This window comes from Catellatospora chokoriensis (genome assembly GCF_011297315.1).
Lineage (GTDB): Bacteria > Actinomycetota > Actinomycetes > Mycobacteriales > Micromonosporaceae > Catellatospora > Catellatospora citrea.
Genome location: NZ_JAAOTI010000031.1, coordinates 58,832 through 83,558 on the forward strand (window position 1 = coordinate 58,832; position 24,727 = coordinate 83,558).

Sequence of the window (24,727 nt, forward strand, 5' to 3'; positions counted from 1 at the left end):
GCTGCGGCGGCGCGTCGTACAGGATAGGGGTCGACTGACCCATTCCCCTTTGCCATCGTCCCCTCTCCTTTGGCGGCATCAGCAGTGACCACCCATGCATCCACCTGGAGCGGCAGCCCCACTCCGGGCCGTGCGGCTCCGGGCACCGTCATCGGCGGACGCTATTCACTCCGCACCGCGATCGGGCACGGCGGCATGGGCACCGTCTGGCGCGCCGCCGACACCGTGCTGCGCCGCGAGGTCGCGGTCAAGGAGGTCGTGCTGCCCCCGGGCCTGGCCGCCAGCGACGCCGCCTCGATGTACGAGCGCACCCTGCGCGAGGCGCGTGCCGCCGCCAGCCTGTCGCACCCGAGCGTGGTCCAGGTCTTCGACGTGGTCACCGAGGGCGGCCGGCCCTGGATCGTGATGGAGCTGCTCGACGCGCGCGGCCTCGCCGACATGGTGATCGAGGACGGGCCGCTGGCCCCCCGCGCCGTGGCCAAGATCGGCGTCGCGCTGCTCGGCGCGCTGGAGGTGGCGCACGCCGCGGGCGTGCTGCACCGCGACGTGAAGCCGGCCAACGTCCTGATCACCAAGGACGGCCGCTGCGTGCTCACCGACTTCGGCGTGGCCAAGCTGCCGACCGACGTGCAGCTGACCACCCCGGGCATGGTGCTGGGCTCCCCCCACTTCATCTCCCCCGAGCGCGCGCTGGGCCACCGCTTCGGCCCGCCCAGCGACCTGTTCTCCCTCGGCGTGACCCTGTACACGGCCGTCGAGGGCCGCCCGCCGTTCGACAAGGGCGACCCGCTGGCCACCATGCACGCCGTGGTCGAGGAGGAGCCGGTGCCGCCGCAGCGCTGCGGCCCGCTGCGCGAGGTGCTCTACGGCCTCATGGAGAAGAACCCGGACCGGCGCTGGGACGTGCCCACCGCCCGCGCCACGCTGCGCGAGCTGCTGGCCGGCCCGCTGGCCCAGAACGCCGTGCCGCAGCACGTCACCGACCCCTGGGCGGTCGTCGCGCCGCAGCCCAGCACGACCGCGTGGGTCACCCCGGCCGCCGCGCAGCCCGAGCGCCCCGCCAAGGAGATCGGCGGCCGGGCGCTGCTGCACACCGGCGAGATGCCGTCCTCCCGGGCCGGCGGCCACGCCCGGCAGGGTGGGCCGGACCCGCTGGACCTGCCGACCGGAGCGCACCCCGCGCCGACCGGCGCCCTGCAGACGGTCGCCCCCAAGGCCGCCCGGCCCGCCGGGCCGTCGGCGCTGGACGGCGTGGTCGGGCAGGTCAAGGCCTGGCCGAAGCGGATGCGCCTGGCCGTCGGCGCGGGACTCGCGGGCGTGCTCGTGGTCACCGGCGTGGCCTGGGCCGTGATGGGCGGCGACGACGAGAACACGCCCAGCGCGAACGGCGGCCCCTCACCGAGCGCCCCGGCCGCCTCGTCCGCCTCCTCACAGGTGCCCGAGGGCATGGAGCGGGTGACCTTCAAGGACGTCACGGTGCTGGTCCCCAAGGGCTGGACGCCGGTCAAGTCGGGCAGCTACGTGGACTACCGCGATCCCGCCGACAAGGACCGCTGGCTGCGCATCAACGTCTACAAGCCCGGCTCCAACCCGACCCGCGAGCTGGAGAGCTTCGAGAAGAACTTCATCAAGGACCCCAAGAAGTGCCAGAAGGAGACCTATCAGCGGGTCGGCCTCGGCGACCAGAAACTGGGCCCGCTGGAGACGGCGGCACAGCTCGAGTACCTGTGCACCCCGAAGGACAAGGAAGCACGGCACGCGGTCTGGCGCATCGGTGTGGCCAACGGCACGGCCTACCACGTCTACCTTTCGACGTGGGACACCTCGTTCGCGCAGGACAGGGCAGTCTTCGACGCGGCGATCGAGTCCTTCGCGATCGTCGCAACCTGACGGGTCTGCCGAGCACACGACCGGTTCGCGTGTTATGAAACACCGATGACCGACAACCTTGCCGATCGCGTACGCCACTGGATCGCTCAGGACCCCGACCCCGTCTCGCGCACGGAGCTCCAGCAGCTGCTGGACGCCCTGCCGGCCACCGAGGCGGAGCTGGCCGACCGGTTCAGCGGGCCGCTCACGTTCGGCACCGCCGGCCTGCGCGGACCGCTGCGGGCCGGCCCGAACGGGATGAACCTGGCCGTCGTGCGCCAGGCCGCCGCCGGTCTGGTCAACTGGCTCACCAAGCACGAACCCGGCGGCCTGCTGGTCATCGGCTACGACGCGCGCCGTGGCTCGCACGAGTTCGCGCTGGAGACCGCCCGGGTCGCGACCGGCTCGGGGATGCGCGCCGCGCTGCTGCCGCGCCCGCTGCCCACCCCGGTGCTGGCGTACGCGGTGCGGGCGATGGACGCCGTCGCGGGCGTGATGGTGACCGCGTCGCACAACCCGCCCCAGGACAACGGCTACAAGGTCTACCTGGGCGAGCACCTGGGCGGCCCGCTCGGCGCGGGCGCGCAGATCGTGCCCCCGGCCGACCAGGAGATCGAGGCGGAGATCCGCGCGGTCAAGCTGCTGTCGGAGGTGCCGCTCGGCCACCCGGGCACGGTGCTCGGCGAGGACATCCTGGACTCGTACCTGACCGCCGCGGCCGCCGTGGTGCAGGACGACCAGCCCAAGGACCTCGCGGTGGCGTACACGCCGCTGCACGGCGTCGGCGGCAAGGTGCTCGGCGACGCGTTCCTGCGCGCCGGGTTCGCACTGCCCGCGGTCGTGCCCGCGCAGGCCGAACCGGACGGCGCGTTCCCGACGGTGGCCTTCCCCAACCCCGAGGAGCCGGGCGCGATGGACCTGGTCCTCGCGCTGGCCGCGGAGCGCCGCGCCGACATCGTCATCGCCAACGACCCCGACGCCGACCGCTGCGCCGTCGCGGTCCCGGTCGGCAACGGCAACGGCTGGCGCATGCTGCGCGGCGACGAGGTGGGCGTGCTGCTCGCCGACCACCTGATGCGGCTGGGCCGCACCGGCACGTACGCCACGACCATCGTGTCGTCGTCGATGCTGCGGGCGATGGCCGCCAAGCGCGGCGTCGGGTACGCCGAGACGCTCACCGGGTTCAAGTGGCTCGCCCGCGCCGCGCCCGACCTCGCCTACGGCTACGAGGAGGCGCTGGGCATCTGCGTCGCGCCGTGGATGGCCCGCGACAAGGACGGCATCACCGCGGCGTTGCTCGTCGCCGAGCTGGCCGCCGGGCTGAAGGCGGAACTGCGCACCCTCACCGACCGGCTGGACGAGCTGGCCGCCGAGTTCGGCCTGTACGTCACCGACCAGCTCTCGGTGCGGGTGGACGACCTGGACGAGATCGGCCGGATGATGGCGCACCTGCGTGCCAAGCTGCCGACCTCGCTGCTCGACGAGCCCGTCACGTCCACCGAGGACCTGCTCGACCGCCCGGCCGAGTCGGCCTCCGACGTGATCATCCTGCGCACCGACACGGCCCGGGTCGTGGTCCGCCCGTCCGGCACCGAGCCCAAGCTCAAGGCATACCTGGAGGTGGTCGAGCCGGTCTCCGAGGCCGACGTCACCGCCGCCCGCGGTCGCGCCGCCGCCACCGTCCGCGCGCTGCGCACCGAGGTGGCCGCCGCCCTCGGCATCTGGTCCGTCAGCCCGTAAGGACAAAGCGAGGGCACCTTCTTTGACGCGCCGCGTCAAAGAAGGTGCCCTCTGCCATTGCACAGTCTCGACCTGGGCGAATGGCACGCCGTTCGCGTGGTCGGCTTTCGGCCGGTCAGGCCGTCGGGGTCACCAGCGACGCGACGTCCCAGACCGTGACGCCGCCGGTGCGCACACCCTCGTCGTCCAGCAGATCGTCCACCAGCTCGCGCAGCACGTCGGCGCGCGGTTCGCGATCGGACAGCACCAGCGCGCCCGCCTGCCAGAACCGCAGGTCGGCGCGGAGCCCGTCGCGCATCCGCGCGGTGACCCGCGGCGCCTTCGCGCCCTCGGCGACCGCGGCCAGCAGCAGATCCGTCGGACGCGGCGGGGGCCCGAACGTGGCAGTGCCGGGCAGCCGACCGGGCCCGATGAAGTAGCCGCCCGGGAACGCGAAGTCCGCTCCGGACTGCGCCCACCAGTGCATCCCGTCGCTGTGCTTGCTGCTCGTCACCGGCACCGTGACCAGGGTGCGGCCCGCGGGCACGTACGCCCGCCAGGTCCCCTCCGTGATGAACCGCGGCACCGCGACCCCCCGGTGGGTCAGCAGCGGCAGCGGCAGCAGCGGCACCAGCGCCAGGGCGATCAGGGCGTACGCCAGCCGCCGCACCGGCAGCTCGCCCGCCGACCGGCGCGGCAGCCGCCGCACGGCGTCGATCGCCAGCGCCAGCAGCGCCCCGGCCACCGGGAGCAGCACCAGCCCGAACCGGACCGGCACCACGGACTCCAGCAGCGGCAGCTGCCCCAGCGGCCGCCACAGCCCCGGCAGCGCGGTGCGCTCGCCGCCCGCGAACACCTGCCTGCCCAGCGCGAAGACCGCGAACAGGCCGCCGGTGGCCAGCAGCGCCCGGACCAGCGCCCGCTGCCACAGCCAGCCCGCCACGGCCAGGGCCAGCACGGCCAGCAGCGGCCAGCCCAGGAACGTGTTCTCCTCGGCGGCGTTGGGCGCCAGCAGGCGGACCGTGTCGACGTTGCCGCCCAGCGACAGCCGCGGGAAGGCGGCGAAGCTGGCCAGGTCCGCACCGTAGGCGGAGGCGCCGGGCGGCAGGCCGCGGAAGCTCTGCGGGCCGAAGAACTGCGACCACAGGGGGTACGCCAGCAGCACTCCCCCGACCAGCGCCGCGATCGCGGCCGTGGCCAGCACGGGGCGGATCGCCGCCCGCTGCGCGGGCCAGGTCGCCGCGGCGTACGCGGCGAGGAAGGCGGCGCAGGCCAGCGCCGTGTAGAGCAGCACCTCCTCGTTGACGAACGCCTGCCCGGTCACCAGCAGCCCGAGCAGCACGCCGTTGCGCAGGCAGCGGCCGGGTTCGCCCATCCGCAGCGCCCGGTGCACCAGGAACGGGACCAGGAACTGGGCGGTCCAGTTGGGATGCCCGTTCGCCTGGCTGATCATGCCGGGGCCGAAGCCGCACAGCGCCGCACCCGCGGCGGCGGCCACCGCCGAGGTGGTGACGTGCCGGCGCAGGAACCAGTACCAGGCGGCGGCGGTGCCGGCCAGGCCCAGCACGAGCAGCACCGCGAGGCTGATCTGCGGCCCCCAGATCGCGGTGATCGGCGCGAGCGGGATGCCCAGCCCGAGGATCACCGTGTTCGCCATCAGGTTGACCCCGTGCGGGGCGTTCATCTGCGCGGTGAAGAACGGCGCGGTGTCGCCGGTCAGCACGTCGAGGCCGTGTCGCAGTACGAACTGGAAGAAGACCTGGTCAGGGATGTTGGTGGAGAGCAGCGCGCGTGACCCGTCGTTCCACAGGCCGGACGTCACGAGCACCGCCGCGACCAGGAAACCGGCCCCGACCGCGACGTCGACGCGTCGTCGCCGGTCGACCCGGGTGTCGGCAGGGCGGGAACGCTCGGCGGGGGTGGCCCTTACCCGGTGCCACTCCTGAATTTCGGTCTTCACGAGCGTCGAATGTACGGCATTTAGGTAATCTGTCCGGATTAGCCCTGAATGCTAGGGACAAACAGGAAACCAACTCTCGTTGCAGCTATCGGACGGATGCAGTCGATGACGACGTACGCCACGGAGCCGAGCCTCCTCACCGGGGACCAGAAGATCCAGGCCGCGGTGCTGGAGAGCCTGGCCGAGGCGGTGAACCACCGCACCTGGTTCGCCGGCATGGCCACCCCCTACCTCGGCGCGCATCCGATCGAGGTGGGCAGCGGGCTCGGCGACTACGCGCTGGAGTGGCTGCCGTACGTGGACCGCTTCACCGCGACCGAGGCCGACCCGGAGCGGCTGGTCGACCTCAAGCAGCGGTTCGCCGACGATCCGCGGGTCGAGGCCCGCGAGCTGCTGCTGCCCACCGACTCCTACGGCGACCACACGGCCCTGGTCAGTTACAACGTCCTGGAACACATCGAGGACGACGTGGCGGCACTGCGCAGCATGGCGCGGCTGGTCCAGCCCGGCGCCCCGATGGTGCTGGTGGTCCCCGCGTTCCCGATCGCGATGAGCAAGGTCGACGTGGCGACCGGCCACTGGCGGCGCTACACCCGCCGCACCCTCACCGAGGTGGCGACCGCCGCCGGCCTGACCGTCGAGCGCATGGAGTACGTCAACTCGCTCGGCTTCATCTGCTACTTCATCACCGCGCGCCTGCTGGGCATGTCCCCCAAGGGCGGCGTCATGATGCGCGTCTACGACTCCCTGGTCACCCCGATCACCCGCCGCCTGGAGTCCCGCCTACGCCCACCCTTCGGCCAGTCCGTCCTGGCCGTCCTCCGCCGCCCCACCCTCCCGGGTTGATCATGAACCTGTGGACGTGTTCGACGGCGTGTCGCCACCCTGCCACCGTGATCATCCGCGCGGCCGGACCGGGACGAAATCGATCACGGCGCTGGGGTGGCGACACGCCGTCGAACACTGACTCAAGTTCATGATCAACGCGTGCGGAGGGCGCACGCGGGCGGTGGGTTAGAAGCGGGGCATGCCGCCGAACTGGCGGTCGCCGGCGTCGCCGAGGCCGGGGACGATGAACATGTTGTCGTTCAGGTGGTCGTCGATGGAGGCGGTGACGAGGCGGAGGGGGAGGCCGGAGTTCCGGAGGCGGTCGATGCCGGCCGGGGCGGCCAGGACGCAGAGCACCACGATGTCGGTGCAGCCGCGGTCGGCGAGCAGGCGACAGCAGTGCTCCAGCGAGCCGCCGGTGGCCAGCATCGGGTCCAGGACCAGGACCGGCTTGCCGGTGAGGTCGCCGGGCAGGGACTCCATGTAGGCGCGCGGCTCGAAGGTGTGCTCATCGCGGGCCAGGCCAACGAAGCCCATCGAGGACTCGGGCAGCAGGCTGAGCGCGGCGTCGGCCATGCCGAGCCCGGCGCGCAGCACCGGCACCAGCAGCGGCGGGTTCGCCAGGCGGGTGCCCACCGCGGTCGCGACCGGGGTCTCGACCGGGAACGTGTCGGCCTTGAAGGTACGGGTGGCCTCGTACGCCAGCATGGTGGTGAGCTCGTGCAACGCGGCCCGGAAGCTGCTCGAGTCGGTGCGTGAGTCGCGCATGGCGGTGAGGCGGGCCTGGGCCAACGGGTGATCAACGACGAGTACGTCCACGACGTGAAACTACCCGCCCGTAGCCGCCCGCGTCGTGCCAACCGGTGTCACGGGCGCGACCTCGGTGGTGTAAGCCGCGCTCAGCCCGCCCCGCGCGTCGCCAGGCGACCCCGGTCGTCCACCGCCTGCACCGCGGCGACCAGCGCGTCCGCCACGTGTACGGCACGACCGGGCGCATCCGGCACGTGGCCCGCGGGAACGAGCGGGCCCATCGGCGGGCCGAGGTGAACGAGCGGTTCCGGGGCGGGTCCGGCAGGCACCAGCGGCCCGAGCGCCGAGCCGAGGTGAACGAGCGGGGCCGGCGCCGGGCCGGCCGGGAGCACCGGGACAGGCGCGGGGGCGGCGTGGGTCAGCGGGGCGGGCGCGGTTGTCTCGGCGGCCGGCTCGACCGTGGTGTGGGCGGCGGTGTAGACCGCGTGCATCGCTTCGGCGTAGCGCTGCGGGGTGTGCCCGGCGGCGCAGGCGCGCGCGGCGGCGCCGAGGCGGCGCGCGGCCCGGCGGTCGGTGAGCAGCTTCAGCACGGCGTCACCGAACGAGACCGGATCGGGCTCGGCCAGCACCGCGTTGCCGTCGAGGGTGCCGTAGCGGTGCAGGGACGGGTCGGCCAGCACCGCGGGCAGCCCGGCGAGGGCGGCCTCCTGCAGCACGAGGGCCTGCGTGTCGGTACGCGACGGGAAGGCGAACACGTCGGCCGCCGCGTACGCCGCGGCCACGACGTGCGGGGGCTGCTGCCCGGTCAGCACCACCCGGTCGGCGACCCCGGGTCCGGCCGCCCGCAGCAGCCGGGCCAGCCAGCGGCGCTCGTAGACCGCGCCGACCAGCACCAGCCGCGCTTTCGGCGACGCCGCCAGCACCCGGGCGAACGCCGGGACCAGCAGGTCGACGCCCTTCTCCCGGTTGACCCGGCCGACGAACAGCACCACGGGGTCCTTCGGCCCGATGCCGTGCCCGGCCCGGAACGCCCCGGCCTCGGCGCGGGACGCCGGGCGCTCCGCCACCCCCGTGGGGACCAGCGCCATCCGCTGCGCGGGCACGGGCAGGGCGACCCGGTCGAGCACGGCCCGGGTCGGCACGACCACCGCACGGGCGTCGCCGAGCAGCAGCCGGTTGCCCTCGCTGAGCGCCGCGGCGCGGTCGCCCCGCAGCGCCGCGGGCACCCCGAGCCGTCCCGCGTACAGGCGCAGCAGCAGCCGCAGCGCCCAGCCGGGCACCCGGTACGCCTCGGCGTAGGCGTGCAGGTCCGTGTGGTACGTCTGCACCAGCGGCACGCCGAGCCGCGCGGCCAGCAGCACGCCGAGCAGCCCGGTCGGGCCGGGCGTGTGCACGTGGACCACGTCGGGCCGGTATTCGCCCAGGTCGGCGACGAGTTGCTCGCGGGTCGACCGGGCGCACAGCGCCCAGCGTGCGAGCCGCAGGTCGGCGACCCCGCAGGCGAGCGCCGGCAGCCGGAGCAGGCCGGGCTCGTCCTCCTGGTCCCCGTGGGCCGGCACGACGCAGTGCACGTCGTGTCCGGCGGCGGCCTGGGCCGCGCGCAGCGTGCGCAGCGACGTGACTACTCCGTCGCGGCGCGGCAGGTACGTGTCGGTGAAGTGCATGATGCGCACACCAGGACGGTCGGTGACCAGCTTCAACGTGGCGTGAACGGCGCATGTCGGCGGCGTGGAGAGCCCCTGTCGACAGCGTCACGATCTCAAGGGATGGACAAGATCGATATTCATGAGACCGCGTAGACTTCGCGGCATGACGGCCACCATCTCACCGTTGTCCGAGGTCACGCGCTCTGACGCGGCGCTGCGGACGTTCCTTTCCGGCCTGCCCGGCGTCGACCGGGTCGGTGCGGACGCGCGCGCCGCGGGTCTGGGCACCCGCTCGATCAAGACGACCGCCAAGGCCTGGGCGATCGACCTCGCCATCCGGATGGTGGACCTGACCACGCTCGAGGGTGCCGACACCCCGGGCAAGGTCCGGGCGCTGTGCGCGAAGGCCCGGCAGCCCGACCCGGGCGACCCGAGCTGCCCGCCCGTGGCCGCGATCTGCGTCTACCCGTCGATGGTGCCGACCGCCCACGAGGCGCTGCGCGGCTCCGGGATCCACCTGGCCAGCGTCGCGACCGCCTTCCCGTCGGGGCAGGCCCCGCTGAAGGTGAAGCTGGACGACACCCGGGCCGCGGTCGCCGCGGGCGCCGACGAGATCGACATGGTGATCAGCCGGGGCGCCTTCCTGGCCGGCCGCTACCTGGAGGTCTTCGAGGAGATCGTGGCGATCAAGGAGGCCTGCGGCAGCGCCCACCTCAAGGTCATCCTGGAGACCGGCGAGCTGGTCACCTACGACAACGTGCGGCGCGCGTCCTGGCTGGCCATGCTGGCGGGCGGCGACTTCATCAAGACCTCCACCGGCAAGGTCGCCCCCGCGGCCACCCTGCCCGTCACGCTGATCATGCTGGAGGCGGTGCGGGACTTCCTCGACGCCACCGGCCGCAAGGTCGGCGTGAAGCCCGCGGGCGGCATCCGCACCACCAAGGACGCCATCAAGTACCTGGTCATGGTCAATGAGATCGCCGGCGACGGCTGGCTCGACCCGGACTGGTTCCGGTTCGGCGCGTCCACGCTGCTCAACGACCTGCTGATGCAGCGCACCAAGCTCGCCACCGGCCACTACAGCGGCCCCGACTACTTCACCCTGGACTAAGACATGAGCGCTTTTGAGTATGCGCCGGCGCCGGAGTCGCGCTCGATCGTGAAGCTGCAGCCGTCGTACGGGCTGTTCATCAACGGCGAGTTCGTCGACGGCGCGGGCAGCTTCAAGACCATCTCCCCCGCCTCCGAGGAGGTGCTGGCCGAGGTCGCCGAGGCCTCGACCGCCGACGTGGACCGGGCCGTCAAGGCCGCCCGCCGCGCCTACGAGGACGTGTGGGGTCCGATGCCGGGCCGGGAGCGGGCCAAGTACCTGTTCCGGATCGCGCGCATCATCGCCGAGCGCAGCCGCGAGCTGGCCGTGCTGGAGTCGCTGAACAACGGCAAGCCGATCAAGGAGTCCCGCGACGTGGACGTGCCGCTGGCCGCGGCGCACTTCTTCTACTACGCGGGCTGGGCCGACAAGCTGCCGTACGCCGGCTTCGGCGCGGACCCCCGCCCGCTGGGCGTGGCCGGGCAGGTCATCCCGTGGAACTTCCCGCTGCTCATGCTGGCCTGGAAGATCGCCCCGGCGCTGGCCGCGGGCAACACGGTGGTGCTCAAGCCCGCCGAGACGACCCCGCTGACCGCGCTGCTGTTCGCGGAGATCTGCCAGCAGGCCGAGCTGCCGCCGGGCGTGGTCAACATCGTCACCGGCGCGGGCGAGACCGGCGCGGCCGTGGTCAACCACCCTGACGTGGACAAGGTCGCCTTCACCGGCTCGACCGAGGTCGGCCGGATCATCGCCAAGGCGGTGGCGGGCACCAGGAAGAAGGTCACCCTGGAGCTGGGCGGCAAGGCGGCGAACATCGTGTTCGACGACGCCGCGATCGACCAGGCCGTCGAGGGCATCGTCAACGGCATCTTCTTCAACCAGGGCCACGTCTGCTGCGCGGGCTCCCGGCTGCTGGTCCAGGAGTCGGTCGCCGACCAGCTGCTGGAGTCGCTGAAGCGGCGCATGGCGACCCTGCGCGTCGGCGACCCGCTGGACAAGAACACCGATGTCGGCGCGATCAACTCGGCCGAGCAGCTGACCCGGATCAAGGCGCTGGCCGAGATCGGCTCCGCCGAGGGCGCGGAGCGCTGGTCGCCCGCCTGCGAGCTGCCCGAACGCGGCTTCTGGTTCGCCCCGACCATCTTCACGGGCGTGTCCCAGGCGCACCGCATCGCCCGCGAGGAGATCTTCGGGCCGGTGCTGTCGGTGCTGACCTTCCGCACCCCGGGCGAGGCGGTCGAGAAGGCCAACAACACGCCGTACGGGCTGTCGGCCGGGGTGTGGAGCGAGAAGGGCTCCCGCATCCTCGCCATCGCCGACCAGCTCCGGGCCGGTGTCGTCTGGGCGAACACGTTCAACAAGTTCGACCCGACCTCGCCGTTCGGCGGTTACAAGGAATCGGGATACGGCCGCGAGGGCGGCCGCCACGGGCTGGAGGCCTACCTTGCCGGCTAAGAAGAAGGAGTCCGCGGACTCCGTCGCCTCCGCCACCCGGGTCACCGCGGGCGCCGTCGCCACCGCGCCGCGGCTCGCCGTACGCAAGACGTACAAGCTCTTCATCGGTGGTGCGTTCCCGCGCAGCGAGTCGGGCCGCACCTACGTCGTCGCCGACAGCAAGGGGCAATTCGTGGCCAACGCCGCCCAGGCCTCCCGCAAGGACGCCCGCGACGCCGTGCTCGCCGCGCGGGCCGCGTTCGGCAAGTGGTCCGGCGCGACGGCGTACAACAAGGGCCAGGTGATCTACCGGATCGCCGAGATGCTGGAGGGCCGCCGCGACGAGTTCACCTCCCTGGAGGTGCCCGCGTCCGAGGTGGACGAGGCGATCGACCGGCTGGTCTGGTACGCGGGCTGGACGGACAAGCTCGCGCAGGTGGTGGGCGGGGCCAACCCGGTCGCCGGACCGTTCTTCAACATCTCCTCGCCCGAGCCCAGCGGCGTGGTCGCGGTCGTCGCACCGTCCCAGCCGACCCTGCTCGGCCTGGTCAGCGTCATCGCCCCGGCGATGGCCACCGGCAACACGGTCATCGTGATCACCGACGCCCCGCGCGTGGCGATCACCCTTGCCGAGGTCCTGGCCACCTCCGACGTGCCCGGCGGCGTGGTCAACATCCTCACCGGCTCGGCCGCCGAGGTCGCCCCGTGGCTGGCCTCGCACAGCGACGTCAACGGCCTCGACCTGACCGGCGTCACCGACGCCAAGCTGGCCCTGGAGCTGGAGCAGGCCGCCGCGGAGACCCTCAAGCGGGTACGCCGCCCGGCCGCCGTCGACTGGTCCGCCGACCCCGGCCTCGCCCCCATGACCGCCTACCTCGAAACCAAGACGGTCTGGCACCCCAAGGGCATGTGACGAAGGAAGGGCACCTTCTTATCGCTACGCGTTGCAGAAGGTGCCCTTCCTATCATTCCAAGCCGCTGAGCTGGGGGTTTGTGGCAGCGCGCGGGGCTGCGCCGAGAGCACCCGGCGCTGCGCATTCGCACGGCCGCAGAGCGGGCGTGCGAAGGTTCGTTAGGGTGGCCGACCATGAGCAGCCCCCTCCCCGACACCGGCCCCGTGGAGCACGTCGGCCGGAAGGCACGGCGGCGGGCCGCCGCCATCGCGGCTGTTCAATCGAGCGGCAAGGGCTCCGGCCCGCGATCCGGCGGCCGGTGGGGCCTGCTCGCAGTCCTCGGCATCGCCGCCCTGTTCGTCACCTACGTCGCCCTCGGCGGGTATGTCCGCGCCACGGTGCTCGGCTTCGCCTGCTACCTGTCGGGCTGCTCCGCCGCCGGCATGACCACGACGGGCTGGCTCGTGGTCGCCGCACCGGCGGCGGTGCTGCTCGCGGCGGGCTTGTTCTGGCGCAAGCTCGGCAGGTCGGGCCGGATCGGCCTCGGCAGCACGGCGGCCGTGGTCTACCTGATCGTCGTCACCTTCGTCCCCGGCCGCGGACGCGACCTGTCCGACCTGCTCAAGGGCCCCGGCAGCGACGCGGTCGCCGACGGCCTGCTGTGGAGCCTGGGCGGAGCGGGCGCAGCGCTGCTGTTCATGATGGGCCTGGTGTTCGCCGGCAAGGCCGTCCCGGCGATCGAGCGCCGCTACAACACCATCGCGCTGACCGGCGCGGTGGTGCTGCTGATCGCCGCGCTGCCGGTCGCGATCGCCAAGAGCGACCCCACCTGGGTACGCGCCACCGAGGTCTTCCCGGCCGAGCTGACCATGAACGGCGACCGGCTCACCCGGACCTCCGCCGACGACATCCGCGGCTGTGACGGGGTGCTGCCCGACGACGCGCTGCTCAACCGGAGCCTGTGCTACCTGACCGTACGGGCGTCGTACACGACCGACGACAGCGACGCGGTCGCCACCTTCCGGGCCGTGCTGTACGCCGACGACGAGACCGCCGACGAGGTGCGCGCCGGCCTGCCCCGGGGGCTCACCCCGGTCGGTGTCACCGGCGACGCGAGCACCGTGCTGTCCACCACCTACTCCTGGGTGCTGGTGGGCACGGCCGGGCACGCCGACGGCCGCACGATCGCCGCGGCCGACCGCCCCTGGGTGCTGTGGCCGCTGCGGCAGGTCAGCTACCACTTCATCGGCATGCAGGGCGGCCTGCTCGTCGACCCGGACCCGGACGACGAGATCCGACCCCGCACTCCCTGACCCGCGCGCTCTGCGATCCTGGGTGGGTGAAGGGGGGCAACGTGGCTGAGGCGAGCCGAATGCGGGCACGTGCGCAGGAGATCGCGGACGAGGTCCTCTTCCCGGCCGCGCTCGCGGTGGACGCCGCCGACCGGGTGCCCGCGTCGCAACTGGACCTGCTCGCCGCTGAGGGCTTCTACGGGGTGGCCGCGCCGCCGGACGCCGGCGGGTTCGGAATGGACCTCCCGTTCGCGGCCTCGCTCGTGGAGACCTTCGCGAGCGGCTGCCTGAGCACGGCGTTCGTCTGGCTGCAACACCACGGCCCGGTGCTGGCCGCGGCTCACAGCGACCGTCCCGGCATCCGTGCGACCTGGCTGGAACCCCTGGCCAAAGGGGTACGCCGGGCCGGCATCGCGCTGGCCGGGCTGCGCAGTCCCGCCGCGCCGATGCGGGTGCGCGCCGTCGACGGCGGCTACCTGCTCGACGGGGTGGTGCCATGGGTGACCGGCTGGGACATGATCGACACGCTGTACACGGCCGCGCGCGACGAACACGACGACGTGCACTTCCTGTTCGTCGACGCGGTCGACGCGCCGACGCTGGTCCCCACGCCGCTGGAACTGGTCGCGGTGCAGGCGAGCCGGACCGTCGACGTGCGCTTCGACGGCCATTTCGTGCCCGCGGACCGGCTCGCCGACGTGCGGGCGTACGAGAAATGGTCGTCATCGGACGCGAGCGGCTCGGCCCTGAACGGCTTCCTCGCGCTCGGTGTGGTGAACCGCTGCTGCCGGCTGCTCGGCCCGAGCCCGCTCGACGCCGAACTGGCCACGACCCGCGCCGCGCTGCTGGCCGCCGACGCGGGCGCGGTGCCCGCCGCCCGCGCGGCCGCCTCCGACCTGGTGCTGCGGGCCGCCGCACAACTGGCGGTGCAGACCGGCGCGCGGGCCGTGCTGCGCGACAACCATGCCCAGCGGCTGCTCCGCGAGGCCGCCTTCCTGCTGGTCTTCGGCAACCGCCCGGCCATTCGCGACGCCCTGCTCACCCGGCTGCGGACCGTGCCGCATCGGTGATCCGAGATTTCTTCCCGCACCGGTAAACAGCACGCCGGTGCGGTGGCGTCTTAGCCGCGAGACCACCGCTCACGGCTGAGGAGACCGCCCGTGCACCCGGAGTTCGAGGATTACGTCCGCGCCCGTTCCGGGCCGCTGGTCGGCTTCGCCTACCTGCTCTGCCGCGACCGGCACCTGGCCGAGGACCTGGTGCAGGAGGTGCTGGCCAAGGCATACCACCGCTGGGACCGCATCGAGGCGGAGAACCCGGACGCGTACCTGCGCAAGGCCGTGGTGTGGGCGCACTCGTCCTGGTGGCGGCGGCTGTCGCACCGGGAGCGCCCGCTGGAGACCACCCCGGACACCGCGGACGCCGACGACTTCGCGCAGCGCCATGCGGTGCGCGACGAGCTGTGGGCGCTGCTGGGCACACTGCCCCGCCGCCAGCGCACGGTGCTCGTGCTCCGCTTCTTCGAGGACCTGGACGACGGGCGCATCGCCGAGCTGATGGACTGCGCGCCCGCGACGGTGCGAGTGCACGCGTCGCGCGGGCTGGCCGCGCTGCGCGACCGGGTCAGCGCGCCGGCGCCGGTGCCCGCGGGTGAGCGGAACTTCCCGGGCGTGCCCGTGGACGCGGTGCGCCGCCGGGCGGCCGGGGTGCGGCTGCGTCGCCGGGCGGCCCTGGCCGCGACCGCGGCCGCCGTGCTCGCCGCGTTGCTCGTGCTGGCACCGGTATGGCGCGGCGAGCAGCCGCCGCCCGTGATCACCCCGACGCCGACCCCGGCTGTGAGCGTCAGCCCGTCGGCCACCGCCGCGTCGGCGCTCGTGCCGCGGACGGCCACGGAACCGCTGCCGGAGTTCCCGTACCAGCTGGGCTTCGTGCCGCCGTCGGTCGGGCCGCTGCAGGTCGTCTCCGCGCTGGACATGACCGGCGTGGAGAGCACCGGCGGCGCGCAGCAGCTGCTGATCTACGCCGGGCCCACCCCGTACGACTGGGACTGGGAGGCGGCCGAGACGAAGAGCACGCAGGTCAACGGGGCGGCGGCGACGCTGCGCACGGGCACCGGCGAGAACGGCGAGGTCCGGGTCGGCCTGACCTGGCAGCGCGACGGCCGGTGGGTGACGGTGCAGAGTTTCCGCGACCTGACCGTGGCGCAGGTCGAACGGATCGCCCGCGAGCTGCGCCCCGGCCGGATGACCGCCACGCCGCGCCTGTCCTACACGCTGATGCCCGACGGGTACGAGGTCAGCAGCCTCGACTCGGGGCATGTCTGCCTGAGCCGCGAGCCCCGGCTGACGTACCAGGACCCGGAAGGCATCTGCGTGGGCATCGGGGGTGACAACGGCCTGGTGACACCGGCCAGTTCGCTGACGGTGCGTGGCCTGCCGGCGGCGGTGAGCATCGGCCCCGACGGCAGGCCGACCACGCTGGCGATCCTGCTGGCCGAGGGACGGGTCATGCTGATCTCGCAGAGCCGGGGTGATCTGAGCGAGGCGGACTTGATCCGGTTCGCCGAGAGCATCACGGTGGCCGGGCCTGCGGGGCAGTGACCCACGTCATCGGGCACGATGGACAGCGTGGCGCGTCCGTTCGATCCCCGTCTGCTCCGGCAGGTCCCGTCCACCCGGCGTGACGTGGTCCTGCTGGGGCTGCTGGGTGCGGCCGTCGCCGTCGCCGTCGTCACCGCGGCGGCCGCGCTCGCCCGAGCGCTGGCCGCCGCGGTGGAGCTGCGGCTCGACCCGGCCGCGATCACCGTGTTCCTGCTCGCGCTGGCCGCCCGCGCGGCGCTCACCAGCGGGCTGGGCGTGGTCGCGGCGCGCATGGCGGCCACGGTCAAGGCGAGCCTGCGGGCCGACCTGCTCGGCGCGGTCGGCCGCCGCGGGCCGGGTTGGCTGGCCGGGCAGCGCGCGGGGGAGCTGGCCACGCTCACCGGGCGGGGCCTGGACGCGCTGGACGGCTACTTCACCGGATACCTGCCACAGCTCGTGCTGGGCGTGACGGTGCCGGTCGGGGTGCTGGCCATGCTGGCGTTCGCCGACCTCGCCTCGGCGGTGATCGTGCTGGTCACGCTGCCGCTCATCCCGATCTTCGGCATCCTGGTCGGCTGGCAGACCCGGATCGCGACCGAGCGCCAGTGGCGGCGGCTGCGCCTGCTCGGCGGGCACTTCCTGGACATGCTGTCCGGCCTGCCCACGCTGAAGGCGTTCGGCCGGGCCCGGGCGCAGGTCGCCGCGGTGCGGGAGATGGCCGACCGGCATCGCGAGGCGACCATGCGCACGCTGCGCATCGCCTTCCTGTCCGCGCTGGTGCTGGAGCTGGTCGGCACGATCTCGGTCGCGCTGGTGGCGGTGCCGGTGGGCCTGCGGCTGCTGGGCGGCGGCATGACGCTGGCCGCCGCGTTCACCGTGCTGCTGCTGACCCCGGAGGCGTACGCCCCGCTGCGCGCCGCGGGCACGAAGTTCCACGCGAGCATGGAGGGCCTGGCTGCGCTGGACCAGGCGTTCACCCTGCTCGCGGCCGCCGACGGGGAAACACCCGGGGGTACGCGCACCGCGCCGCGCGGCGGCCCGATCGAGCTGCGCGGGGTGACCGTCGCGTACGAGCGCACCACCGCGCTGCGCGACGTCGACCTCACCGTCCGGCCCGGCGAGCGGATCGCCCTGGTCGGCCCGAGCGGCGGCGGCAAGAGCACGCTGCTGAACCTGCTGCTCGGCTTCACCACGCCGACCGCGGGCCGGATCCTGGTGGACGGCACCGACCTGGCCGAACTCGACCTCGACGGCTGGCGGCGGCAGCTCGGCTGGGTGCCGCAGCGGGCCCACCTGTTCGCCGACACGCTGGCCGCCAACATCGCGCTGGGCACGCCCGACGCGCCCCGGGAACGCATCGCCCAGGCGGCCCGCTCCGCCGCGCTCGGCCCGGTGGTCGACGCGCTGCCGCAGGGCCTGGACACCGTGCTCGGCGAGCGCGGGCACGGCCTGTCCAGCGGCGAGCGGCAGCGGCTCGCGCTGGCCCGCGCCTTCCTGCGCGACGCTCCCCTGCTGCTGCTCGACGAGCCGACGGCCCGCCTCGACGCCGCCAGCGAGCAGGCCGTGGTCTCCTCGACGCTGTCCCTGGTCGAGGGCCGCACCGCACTCCTGGTCGCCCACCGCCCCGCCCTCCTCGCCGCCGCCACCCGCGTGGTCCGCGTCGACCAAGGCACCCTCCACGAACTGGTGACCGCATGACCGCCTCGCCGCGCACCGCCACGCGGCCTGCAGTTTCGGGGAAACTGCCGGAATCGGTGGGTCGTAGCCTGCAGTTTCCCCGAAACTGCAGGCCGGGAAACGGGGTGACGTGGTGAGCGGCGACGCGGCGATGCGGCGGGTGCTGGTGTTTGCGTACCCGTTGCGGTGGCGGTTCGTCGGGGCCGGGTTGCTGGCGGCCGGGACCGAGGCGGCGGGTCTGGGGTTGATGGCCGCCGCGACGTGGCTGCTGGCGACAGCCGCCGGGCAGCCGCCGCTGATCGCGCTGTCGATCGCGATCGTGCTGGTGCGGGCGCTGGCCATCGGCCGCGGCGTGCTGCGTTACGTGGAGCGGCTGGCGAGCCACGACGCCGTGCTGCGCATGGTCACCGAGGTGCGCGCCCGCATCTTCGCGGCGCTGGTCGACCGGCCCCCGGCCCGCCGGGCGGACGCGCTCAGCCGGATGGTCTCCGACGTCGACGCGGTGCAGGACCTGGTGATCCGGGTGCTGCTGCCGATGGCCGCGGCCGGTTTGGTCGCCGTCGCCGCGGTCGGCACGGCCCTGCTCGCCGACCCGGCCACCGCCCTGGTGCTGCTGGCCGGCCTGCTGGTCACCGGCGTGGCGCTGCCGCTGCTGGCCGCCCGGTTGGCCCGGCACGGGTCGGCCAGGCTGGCCCCGCTGCGCGCGGCGTACGCGGTGGACACCGTCGACCTGGTGCACGGCGCGGCCGACCTCGCCGCCTTCGGCGCCCGCCCCGAGTACGAGGCCCGCGGTGCGGCGCACGCCGACGAGCTGGCCCGGGTGGAGCGCGCGCTGGCCCGGCGCTCGTTCGCGGTGGACGCCGCGGCGACCGCGTTCGGCGGGGTGACCGCGATGGCCGTGATGATCACCGCGATGTCCCGCGGCCTGCCCGGGGTGTGGCTCGCGGTGCTGGCGGTGGCCACCCTGGCCGCCGGGGAACTGGCGCTGTCGCTGCTGGCCGCCGCCCGCAAGGGCGCCGAGATCCAGGGCAGCCTGCGACGCGTCGCCGAGCTGCTGGGCGAGCCGGCGACCGGCGCGTCCGGCGGGCTGGCGCTCCCGGACGGTTCCGTACACCTGCGGCTGCGCGGCGCGGGGGTGCGCTACCGGGCTGACGCTCCGCCCGCGCTGCACGACATCGACCTCGACCTGCCGCCCGGTCGCCGGGTCGCGGTGGTCGGCCCGTCGGGCGCCGGCAAGAGCACCCTGCTCGCCCTGCTCACCGGCGCGATCGCGCCGGACACCGGCAGCGTGGTCGCCGACGGCACGCCGATCACGGCGTTCGACCGGGAGCGGTGGCCCGGGGTCGTGACCGGGCTGCTGGCCGACGCGCACCTGTTCCACGCCTCGGTGCGCGACAACCTGCTGCTGGCCCGCCCCGGCGCGACGGACGGCGAGCTGGTCGCCGCCTGCCGGACCGCCGGGCTCGGGGACTGGGTGGACACGCACGGGCTGGACGTGCGCGTCGGCGAGGACGGCGCGGAGCTGTCCGGCGGGCAGCGGCAGCGGCTCGCGCTGGCCCGCGCGGTGCTGGCCGACCCGCAGGTGCTGCTGCTCGACGAGCCCACCGAGGGCCTCGATCCCGGGCAGGCGGACGCGGTGCTCGCCGCCGTGCTGGCGCACCGCGGCGACCGCTCGGTGGTGCTGGTGACCCACCGGCTGACCGGTCTCGACGCGTTCGACGAGGTCCTGGTGCTGGACGGCGGCCGGGTGCGGGAGCGCGGGACGCAGGGTTGGGTGCGGGCGCACGGGGGATGACCCGAACCACTAGGGTGTGCGGAGAGTCACCGACCCGGTAGAGGTCGGCAGCTGAACGGCGGAGGTCAGCAGTGGCAAGCACGCTCTGGGACGAGTACCAGGTCTCGCCGGTCGAGGTCGCCCTGCCCGGCGGCAAGGTCGGACTGACGCTGCGGGCGTACCGTCCCGCGAGCGAGCTGACCCCGACCGACATCGCCGACCGCGAGGACGACGACGCGATCTTCGCCGGTCGCACCGGCCGCCCCCTCGGCGTCGCCGACGACGAGGAGCTGCCCGAGTTCCAGTGGACCAAGGAGGCCCTCGACGAGGTCGCCGCGGGTGCCGCCGAGGACGAGGTCGCCGAGCGCGCGGTGGAGGCCGAGGACGCCGCCGACGAGGAGGACGACGAGGACGCCGCCGTCGTCTCCGACGAGGAAGTGCCCATGTTCCTCTCGCACAAGGGCCGCCTGCTGCTGTTCCTGTCGGCCAAGGGCCTGGCGGACTTCGTGCGTTCCGGTGCCCCGCACGATCTCAAGCAGCTCGAAGGCTGGTCGAAGCTGGCCAAGTCGGTCAAGGCCACCGACGTGGTCGCGGGCGAGGACGACGCGTACGAACTGGACCTGGTCGTGGAGAACCTGCGCGGCGGGCCGGACGCCTGGGATGCCGAGCTGGTGCTGCGCGCTGGGGAGTTTGCCAGGGACGTGAGCTACGCTCTGCGCCTCAAGCCGGTTCTGGTGGCGCTCTCCCCGGGTTCCCCGCTCGACGACCTCGACGACGCGCTGCGCGCTTCGGAAGAGGGCGGTCTCGGTGCGTTCTTCGCGAAGCGAAAGCTGAAGAAAATCGGGGCAGAGCAGGCATCCATCGGCTGGCGCTCGATTATTGGCAAGATCTCTGGCGCTGTGGACTGGCGCGACTGACCCCTAACCAGGGAACATCAGTCTTTGGCACACGAGGGGTCCGGGAGGAGGACGAGTCCGTGGCGCTCGTGCGGGTGTACTGCGGTATCGCGTCGACAGCTCCGGAGGTCGACGCGGGGGACAACCTTGCGGCGGCCGTGAACCGGCTGACCGTCGCCGTTGTCGACGACTCCGGCAGGCTGCTGGAGTTCTGCGTCATCAACGACGATCCCGCCGGCTACGCGCTGGTGACGTCGCTGCTGGCGGAGAGGTTCGGCGGCTCGACGATGGTCACGGTGGCCGCGGACAGCGACGACCAGCAGGTCATCTCGCTGCTCGCCGCGTCCGGCCGGGCGATCGCGTACACCGATGACGAGTCCGCCGACGACTTCGCCGACCGGTTCGCCGACGACGAGTCCCTCGACGAGGCCAACTCCTCCCCCGACGAGCGCCGTGCCGTCGGGCTCGCCCGCGCACTGCAGGCCGGTGCCCTGTCCGCGGTGGTCGGTCCCGCGCCCCGAGAGTTCGTCGCCTTCAAGCCGGTGCTGGCCGCGCACGCGGCGCTGGCCGTCGGCCGGCACGCCGCCGCGGTGGCCCTGCGCGAGGTGCTGCGCGAGCTGTATCCGGCCGCGCTGCGCGCCTACCCCGACCCCGCCGCCCCGGTCGCCCTGGCCGTGCTCGAGGCGCTGCCCGAGCCGGGCATGCTCGCCGGGCAGTCCGGCTCCCGCAACCGCGACAACGGCGCGACCGCCGAGACCGTCGCCGCGCGCCTGGTCGCCGACGGCGTCTGCGACAGCGGCACCGCCCTGGAGGCGGTCACCGCGCTGCGCGTCGCCATCGCCGAGACCCCCCGCCGCAACGGCATCGGCAAGCAGCTGACCGCCGCCGTGGCCGAGTCCGTGCGGCACAGCGTCGCCGCGGTGCGCTCGTCCGACGCCGCCAGCGTCGCCCTCATCGACACGCTCGCCGACCGGATGGCCCCGCCGCCGGTCGCCGCCCCGGCCCAGCCCGCCCGGCGGACCGGCGTGGCCGTCACCTCCGCGCCGCCCGCGATGGCCGCCGCCACCGGCGCGCGCCGCCGGGTGCAGCCGACCGCAGTGAACGCCGCACCGGCGCAGCCGCGCCCGGTGCAGGCCCCGCCGACCGCACCCGAGCCGGTGTCGAGCACGCCGCTCGCGCCGCCGCCGGTGGACCGGCCCGCGTGGGCGCCCGCCACGCCGCCCGTGCCGCCCGGTTTCGAGCCGACCCCGATCACGGGTACCCCGATGGTCGCGATGCCCGTGGCGGCGCGCCAGGAGGCCCCGGCCGCGCCCACCCGGCAGGCGCCCACCCCGATCCCGCCGCGGCAGACCCCGATCCCGGCACAGCGCTCCTCGCGCGCGCCGGCCGAGGCGGGCAAGCCGTTCGTGCCCACCCTGACCAACGCGGCCATCAGCAGTGAGCGCGCCGCGCGCGGGTTCAACCAGGCCCCGTCCGCAGAGCTGCCCGACGAGACCGTCGAGCACCGCGGCTATCAGCAGTCGGCCCCCGAGCCGTCGAACGAGCTCGCCGACCACTCGCCTCGGGGCTACCAGCAGCCGGTTGCCGACCTCGACGAGCGCGCTTCCCGTGGATACCAGCAGCCCACTGCGGACCTGGACGAGCGCGCGCCCCGTGGATACCAGCAGCCCACCGCGGACCTGGACGAGCGCGCGCCCCGTGGATACCAGCAGCCCACCGCGGACCTGGACGAGCGCGCGCCCCGTGGATACCAGCAGCCCACCGCGGACCTGAGCGACCGCGCATCGCGCGGATACCAGCAGCCGCCCGCGGACCTGGCGAACGACCGCGCCCCGCGCGGCGGATACCAGCAGCCCTCCCTGGACCGGGCCAACGGCCTCGACGACCGCGCCCCGCGCGGATACCAGCCGTCGGCCGCCGAGCGGCTGGCCAACGAGCTGGCCGAGCGCGCCCGCAGCGGCTTCCAGCAGCAGGACAGCCTCCGCGACACCGGGGAGCGCCCGCGCTTCAACGCGCCGTCCGCGACCGACGTGCCGACCGACATCACCCGGATGCCGGCCGACCCGCTGGGCATGGCGCCGCAGTCGCCGGCGGCCCCCGCCGGTTCCCGCGCGAACTGGCCGCTCAACCCCGAGCCCGAGGAGCCCGCGCGTCCCGCCGACGGGCGGATCACCCCGCCCTGGCTCGATGACGACCTGGTGCTGCCCGACTCGCCGTCGCTGCGGATGGCCGACGAGCCCGCCCGCCGCAACGGCCGCGGCGGCCGCGACGAGCCCCCGCTGCGTCTGGTCGACGACAGCGCGCTGACCGGGGCACGGCCCAAGCCGCGCCGCACCGAGCGCGCGTCCAGCCCGGCCTCCGGCGAGGACGACGACCTGCTGATCTTCGCGTCGGTCTCCTCGGCCTGGTTCGCCGGGCCGAGCAGCGACACCGAGACCACCTGGAACTCGAACATGGACAGCGGCTGGCGTGCCGCCGAGCAGGCGGCCCGCCCGCAGGTCGGCAATGACACCACCGCGGGCCTGCCCCGTCGCGTTCCGGCGGCCAACCTGGTGCCCGGCTCCACGCCGGAGCGCGAGGAGCGCCCGCTGCGCATAGTGCGCGACGCCGCCGGCATCGCCGCACACACCAGCAATTACTTCCGTGGCTGGCGGCGCGGCAACCAGGAACTCGGTGGCAGCCCCGGCCAGGGCGGCTTCGCCGTCGGCGGCCGTCCGGGCCGCGAGTCGGCCAACGGCTGGGACTTCAGCCGGGAGCAGGACGCACGCGACGACCGGGACGACTACAACTACCGGGCGGCCAACTACCGCTGAGCCGCGGCTCCACGTCGCCGCGCGGTAGCGACCGCGCGGTGCCGTCCGCGGGCGTTGCGCAGGATGGCACTGATCAAGGCCGCGGTAGCGGGCGGCCAGGTCACAGTGTGTTCCAGGCCATAGTTCCCCAGCTTGACCCCCGCGCTCGCGGGCCAGCACGATACGTGCATGGCAGTGGCTCACGCCACTGCCATGCACCCCTTGCACCGCGGAAAGGCACGTTCATGAACAGCGCCACAGGTGGACTGACCCGACGCAGCGCCCTCACCGGCGGACTCGGACTGGCCGCCGCCGCGCTGCTGGCTGCCTGTTCCGAGCCCGACGCGACCGCCGCGGGCGCCACCGGGGAGCTCGTGCTCGGCGTCAACCTGGAGCTCACCGGCACCGGTTCGACCCTCGGCAAGCTGCAGGAGCAGGCAATCAGGGTCGGCGCTGACGAGATCAACTCGGTCGGCATCCCGTACGGCGAGGGCCGCCTCTACATCCGGCTGGTGTTCAAGGACAACGGCGGCAACGCGGCGACCGCGATGCAGCAGGCCAAGGACCTCATCGAGCAGGACAAGGTCAGCGCGATCATCGGCGGCGCGACCGTCGAGACGGCCCGCGCGATCATCACAGAGGCCGAGAAGGGCAAGGTCCCGTTCCTCTGCCTCAACAGCGGCGACGACATGACGGTGCCGCTGCCCAACCGCCGGTTCGTCTACCAGCTCGGCCCGAACGCCTCGGACGTCGCGGCGGTCATGGGTCGCGAGATCCGCAAGCTCGGGCTGGCCAAGGTCGCGGTGCTGGCGACCTCGGACGGGCACGGCGACTCGGGAGTGCGCGCCCTTCCCCGGGCCATGCTCGCCAGCGGTCGCGAGATCATCGACACGGTGCGCCTGCCCCGGTCCGGCCGGGCATACGGCAGCGCCGCCGGGCGGGTCGTCGACGCCGAGCCGGAGGCGGTCATCATCTGGGCGCAGGCCCCGGTGAGCGCCGCGGCCGTCGCCGCGCTGCGCACCGCCGGCTACACCGGCAAGGTGTTCCTCGACGCGGGCGCCGGCGCGGACGAGACCCTCAACGGCCCCAACGCCCGCGCGATGGAGGGTGCCTACGTCGTGCACCCCGGCGTGCTCGCCGGGGCCCCCACGGTGGCCACCACGCCCTCCGGACGCGCCCAGCGCACCTTCATCTACCGCTACATCCAGCAGTACGGCTCGTTCACCGGTTTCGCGCCGTACGGCGCGGACGCGCTGACCCTGATGGCCACCGCCGCACGGCGGGCCGTCAGCACCGACCCGCAGCGCCTGCGGGGCCGCCTCGAGGGCGGCCCGATCGAGGGCGTCAGCGGGGCGTACGCCTTCCAGCCCATCTCCCACGGCGGCCTGGAAGCCGACGCCCTGGCCCCGTTCCTCGTCCGCCAGGGCGCCTGGGTCCGTCTCAGCTGACACCGCACCAGCTTGAAGCGTCGCGCCCTCGGCCAGTGGTCGAGGGCGCGACTTTTTGCGTGCTGCGGGGCCAGGTGGGG

At 73.9% G+C, this 24,727-nt stretch carries 17 protein-coding genes; 14 read left to right on the forward strand and 3 right to left on the reverse strand.

Annotated features, from left to right (window positions below; translation table 11 throughout):
• Positions 1-84: 84 nt before the first annotated feature.
• Positions 85-1,890: a serine/threonine-protein kinase gene (locus HAV39_RS34515; RefSeq protein ID WP_191843363.1), complete on the forward strand. Its 1,806-nt coding sequence runs from the start codon at positions 85-87 to the stop codon at positions 1,888-1,890.
• Positions 1,891-1,935: 45 nt separating this feature from the next.
• A complete protein-coding gene (locus tag HAV39_RS34520) occupies positions 1,936-3,609 on the forward strand; it encodes a phospho-sugar mutase (protein ID WP_191843364.1) in 1,674 nt (557 codons plus the stop codon).
• A 115-nt stretch (positions 3,610-3,724) separates the two neighbouring features.
• Here HAV39_RS34520 and HAV39_RS34525 read toward each other — a convergent pair whose 3' ends face one another.
• Positions 3,725-5,548, reverse strand: coding sequence for a hypothetical protein (locus tag HAV39_RS34525; RefSeq protein ID WP_191843365.1), 1,824 nt, complete (start codon positions 5,546-5,548; stop codon positions 3,725-3,727).
• Positions 5,549-5,653: 105 nt separating this feature from the next.
• Here HAV39_RS34525 and HAV39_RS34530 point away from each other — a divergent pair, with 105 nt between their 5' ends.
• Entirely contained in the window at positions 5,654-6,394 is a 741-nt protein-coding gene (locus HAV39_RS34530) for a class I SAM-dependent methyltransferase (RefSeq protein WP_191843366.1), read from the forward strand.
• 168 nt (positions 6,395-6,562) lie between these two features.
• Here HAV39_RS34530 and upp read toward each other — a convergent pair whose 3' ends face one another.
• Both upp and HAV39_RS34540 read right to left on the reverse strand, forming a co-directional pair.
• Positions 6,563-7,195 (reverse strand): uracil phosphoribosyltransferase, encoded by a 633-nt coding sequence (gene upp / locus HAV39_RS34535; RefSeq protein WP_120318049.1) that lies wholly within the window; start codon positions 7,193-7,195, stop codon positions 6,563-6,565.
• An 80-nt stretch (positions 7,196-7,275) separates the two neighbouring features.
• Positions 7,276-8,790: a glycosyltransferase gene (locus tag HAV39_RS34540; protein WP_239120424.1), complete on the reverse strand. Its 1,515-nt coding sequence runs from the start codon at positions 8,788-8,790 to the stop codon at positions 7,276-7,278.
• A 145-nt stretch (positions 8,791-8,935) separates the two neighbouring features.
• Here HAV39_RS34540 and deoC point away from each other — a divergent pair, with 145 nt between their 5' ends.
• From deoC to HAV39_RS34595, 11 genes are all read left to right on the forward strand, one after another.
• Positions 8,936-9,883 carry a deoxyribose-phosphate aldolase gene (deoC, locus tag HAV39_RS34545; RefSeq protein ID WP_191843368.1) on the forward strand — a complete coding sequence of 316 codons (948 nt, stop codon included), beginning with the start codon at positions 8,936-8,938 and terminating at the stop codon, positions 9,881-9,883.
• A 3-nt stretch (positions 9,884-9,886) separates the two neighbouring features.
• Positions 9,887-11,317 (forward strand): aldehyde dehydrogenase family protein, encoded by a 1,431-nt coding sequence (locus HAV39_RS34550; protein ID WP_191843369.1) that lies wholly within the window; start codon positions 9,887-9,889, stop codon positions 11,315-11,317.
• Positions 11,318-11,420: 103 nt separating this feature from the next.
• Complete coding sequence (locus HAV39_RS34555; RefSeq protein WP_239120423.1) at positions 11,421-12,209, forward strand: aldehyde dehydrogenase family protein; 789 nt, start codon at positions 11,421-11,423, stop codon at positions 12,207-12,209.
• 174 nt (positions 12,210-12,383) lie between these two features.
• Positions 12,384-13,502, forward strand: a complete 1,119-nt coding sequence (locus HAV39_RS34560; protein WP_191843371.1) for a hypothetical protein — start codon at positions 12,384-12,386, stop codon at positions 13,500-13,502.
• Between the two features lie 59 nt (positions 13,503-13,561).
• On the forward strand, positions 13,562-14,551 hold the full coding sequence (locus HAV39_RS34565) for an acyl-CoA dehydrogenase family protein (protein ID WP_239120406.1): 990 nt from the start codon (positions 13,562-13,564) through the stop codon (positions 14,549-14,551).
• A 90-nt stretch (positions 14,552-14,641) separates the two neighbouring features.
• A complete protein-coding gene (locus HAV39_RS43560) occupies positions 14,642-16,081 on the forward strand; it encodes a SigE family RNA polymerase sigma factor (protein ID WP_191843373.1) in 1,440 nt (479 codons plus the stop codon).
• 27 nt (positions 16,082-16,108) lie between these two features.
• Positions 16,109-17,758: a thiol reductant ABC exporter subunit CydD gene (cydD, locus tag HAV39_RS34575; RefSeq protein WP_373311671.1), complete on the forward strand. Its 1,650-nt coding sequence runs from the start codon at positions 16,109-16,111 to the stop codon at positions 17,756-17,758.
• 112 nt (positions 17,759-17,870) lie between these two features.
• Entirely contained in the window at positions 17,871-19,532 is a 1,662-nt protein-coding gene (cydC, locus tag HAV39_RS34580) for a thiol reductant ABC exporter subunit CydC (RefSeq protein ID WP_239120405.1), read from the forward strand.
• Between the two features lie 71 nt (positions 19,533-19,603).
• Positions 19,604-20,428 (forward strand): DNA primase, encoded by an 825-nt coding sequence (locus HAV39_RS34585; RefSeq protein ID WP_191843375.1) that lies wholly within the window; start codon positions 19,604-19,606, stop codon positions 20,426-20,428.
• Positions 20,429-20,487: 59 nt separating this feature from the next.
• Positions 20,488-23,220 carry a transposase gene (locus tag HAV39_RS34590; RefSeq protein WP_191843376.1) on the forward strand — a complete coding sequence of 911 codons (2,733 nt, stop codon included), beginning with the start codon at positions 20,488-20,490 and terminating at the stop codon, positions 23,218-23,220.
• A 224-nt stretch (positions 23,221-23,444) separates the two neighbouring features.
• Complete coding sequence (locus HAV39_RS34595) at positions 23,445-24,647, forward strand: ABC transporter substrate-binding protein (protein WP_191843377.1); 1,203 nt, start codon at positions 23,445-23,447, stop codon at positions 24,645-24,647.
• The last annotated feature ends 80 nt before the right edge of the window (positions 24,648-24,727 follow it).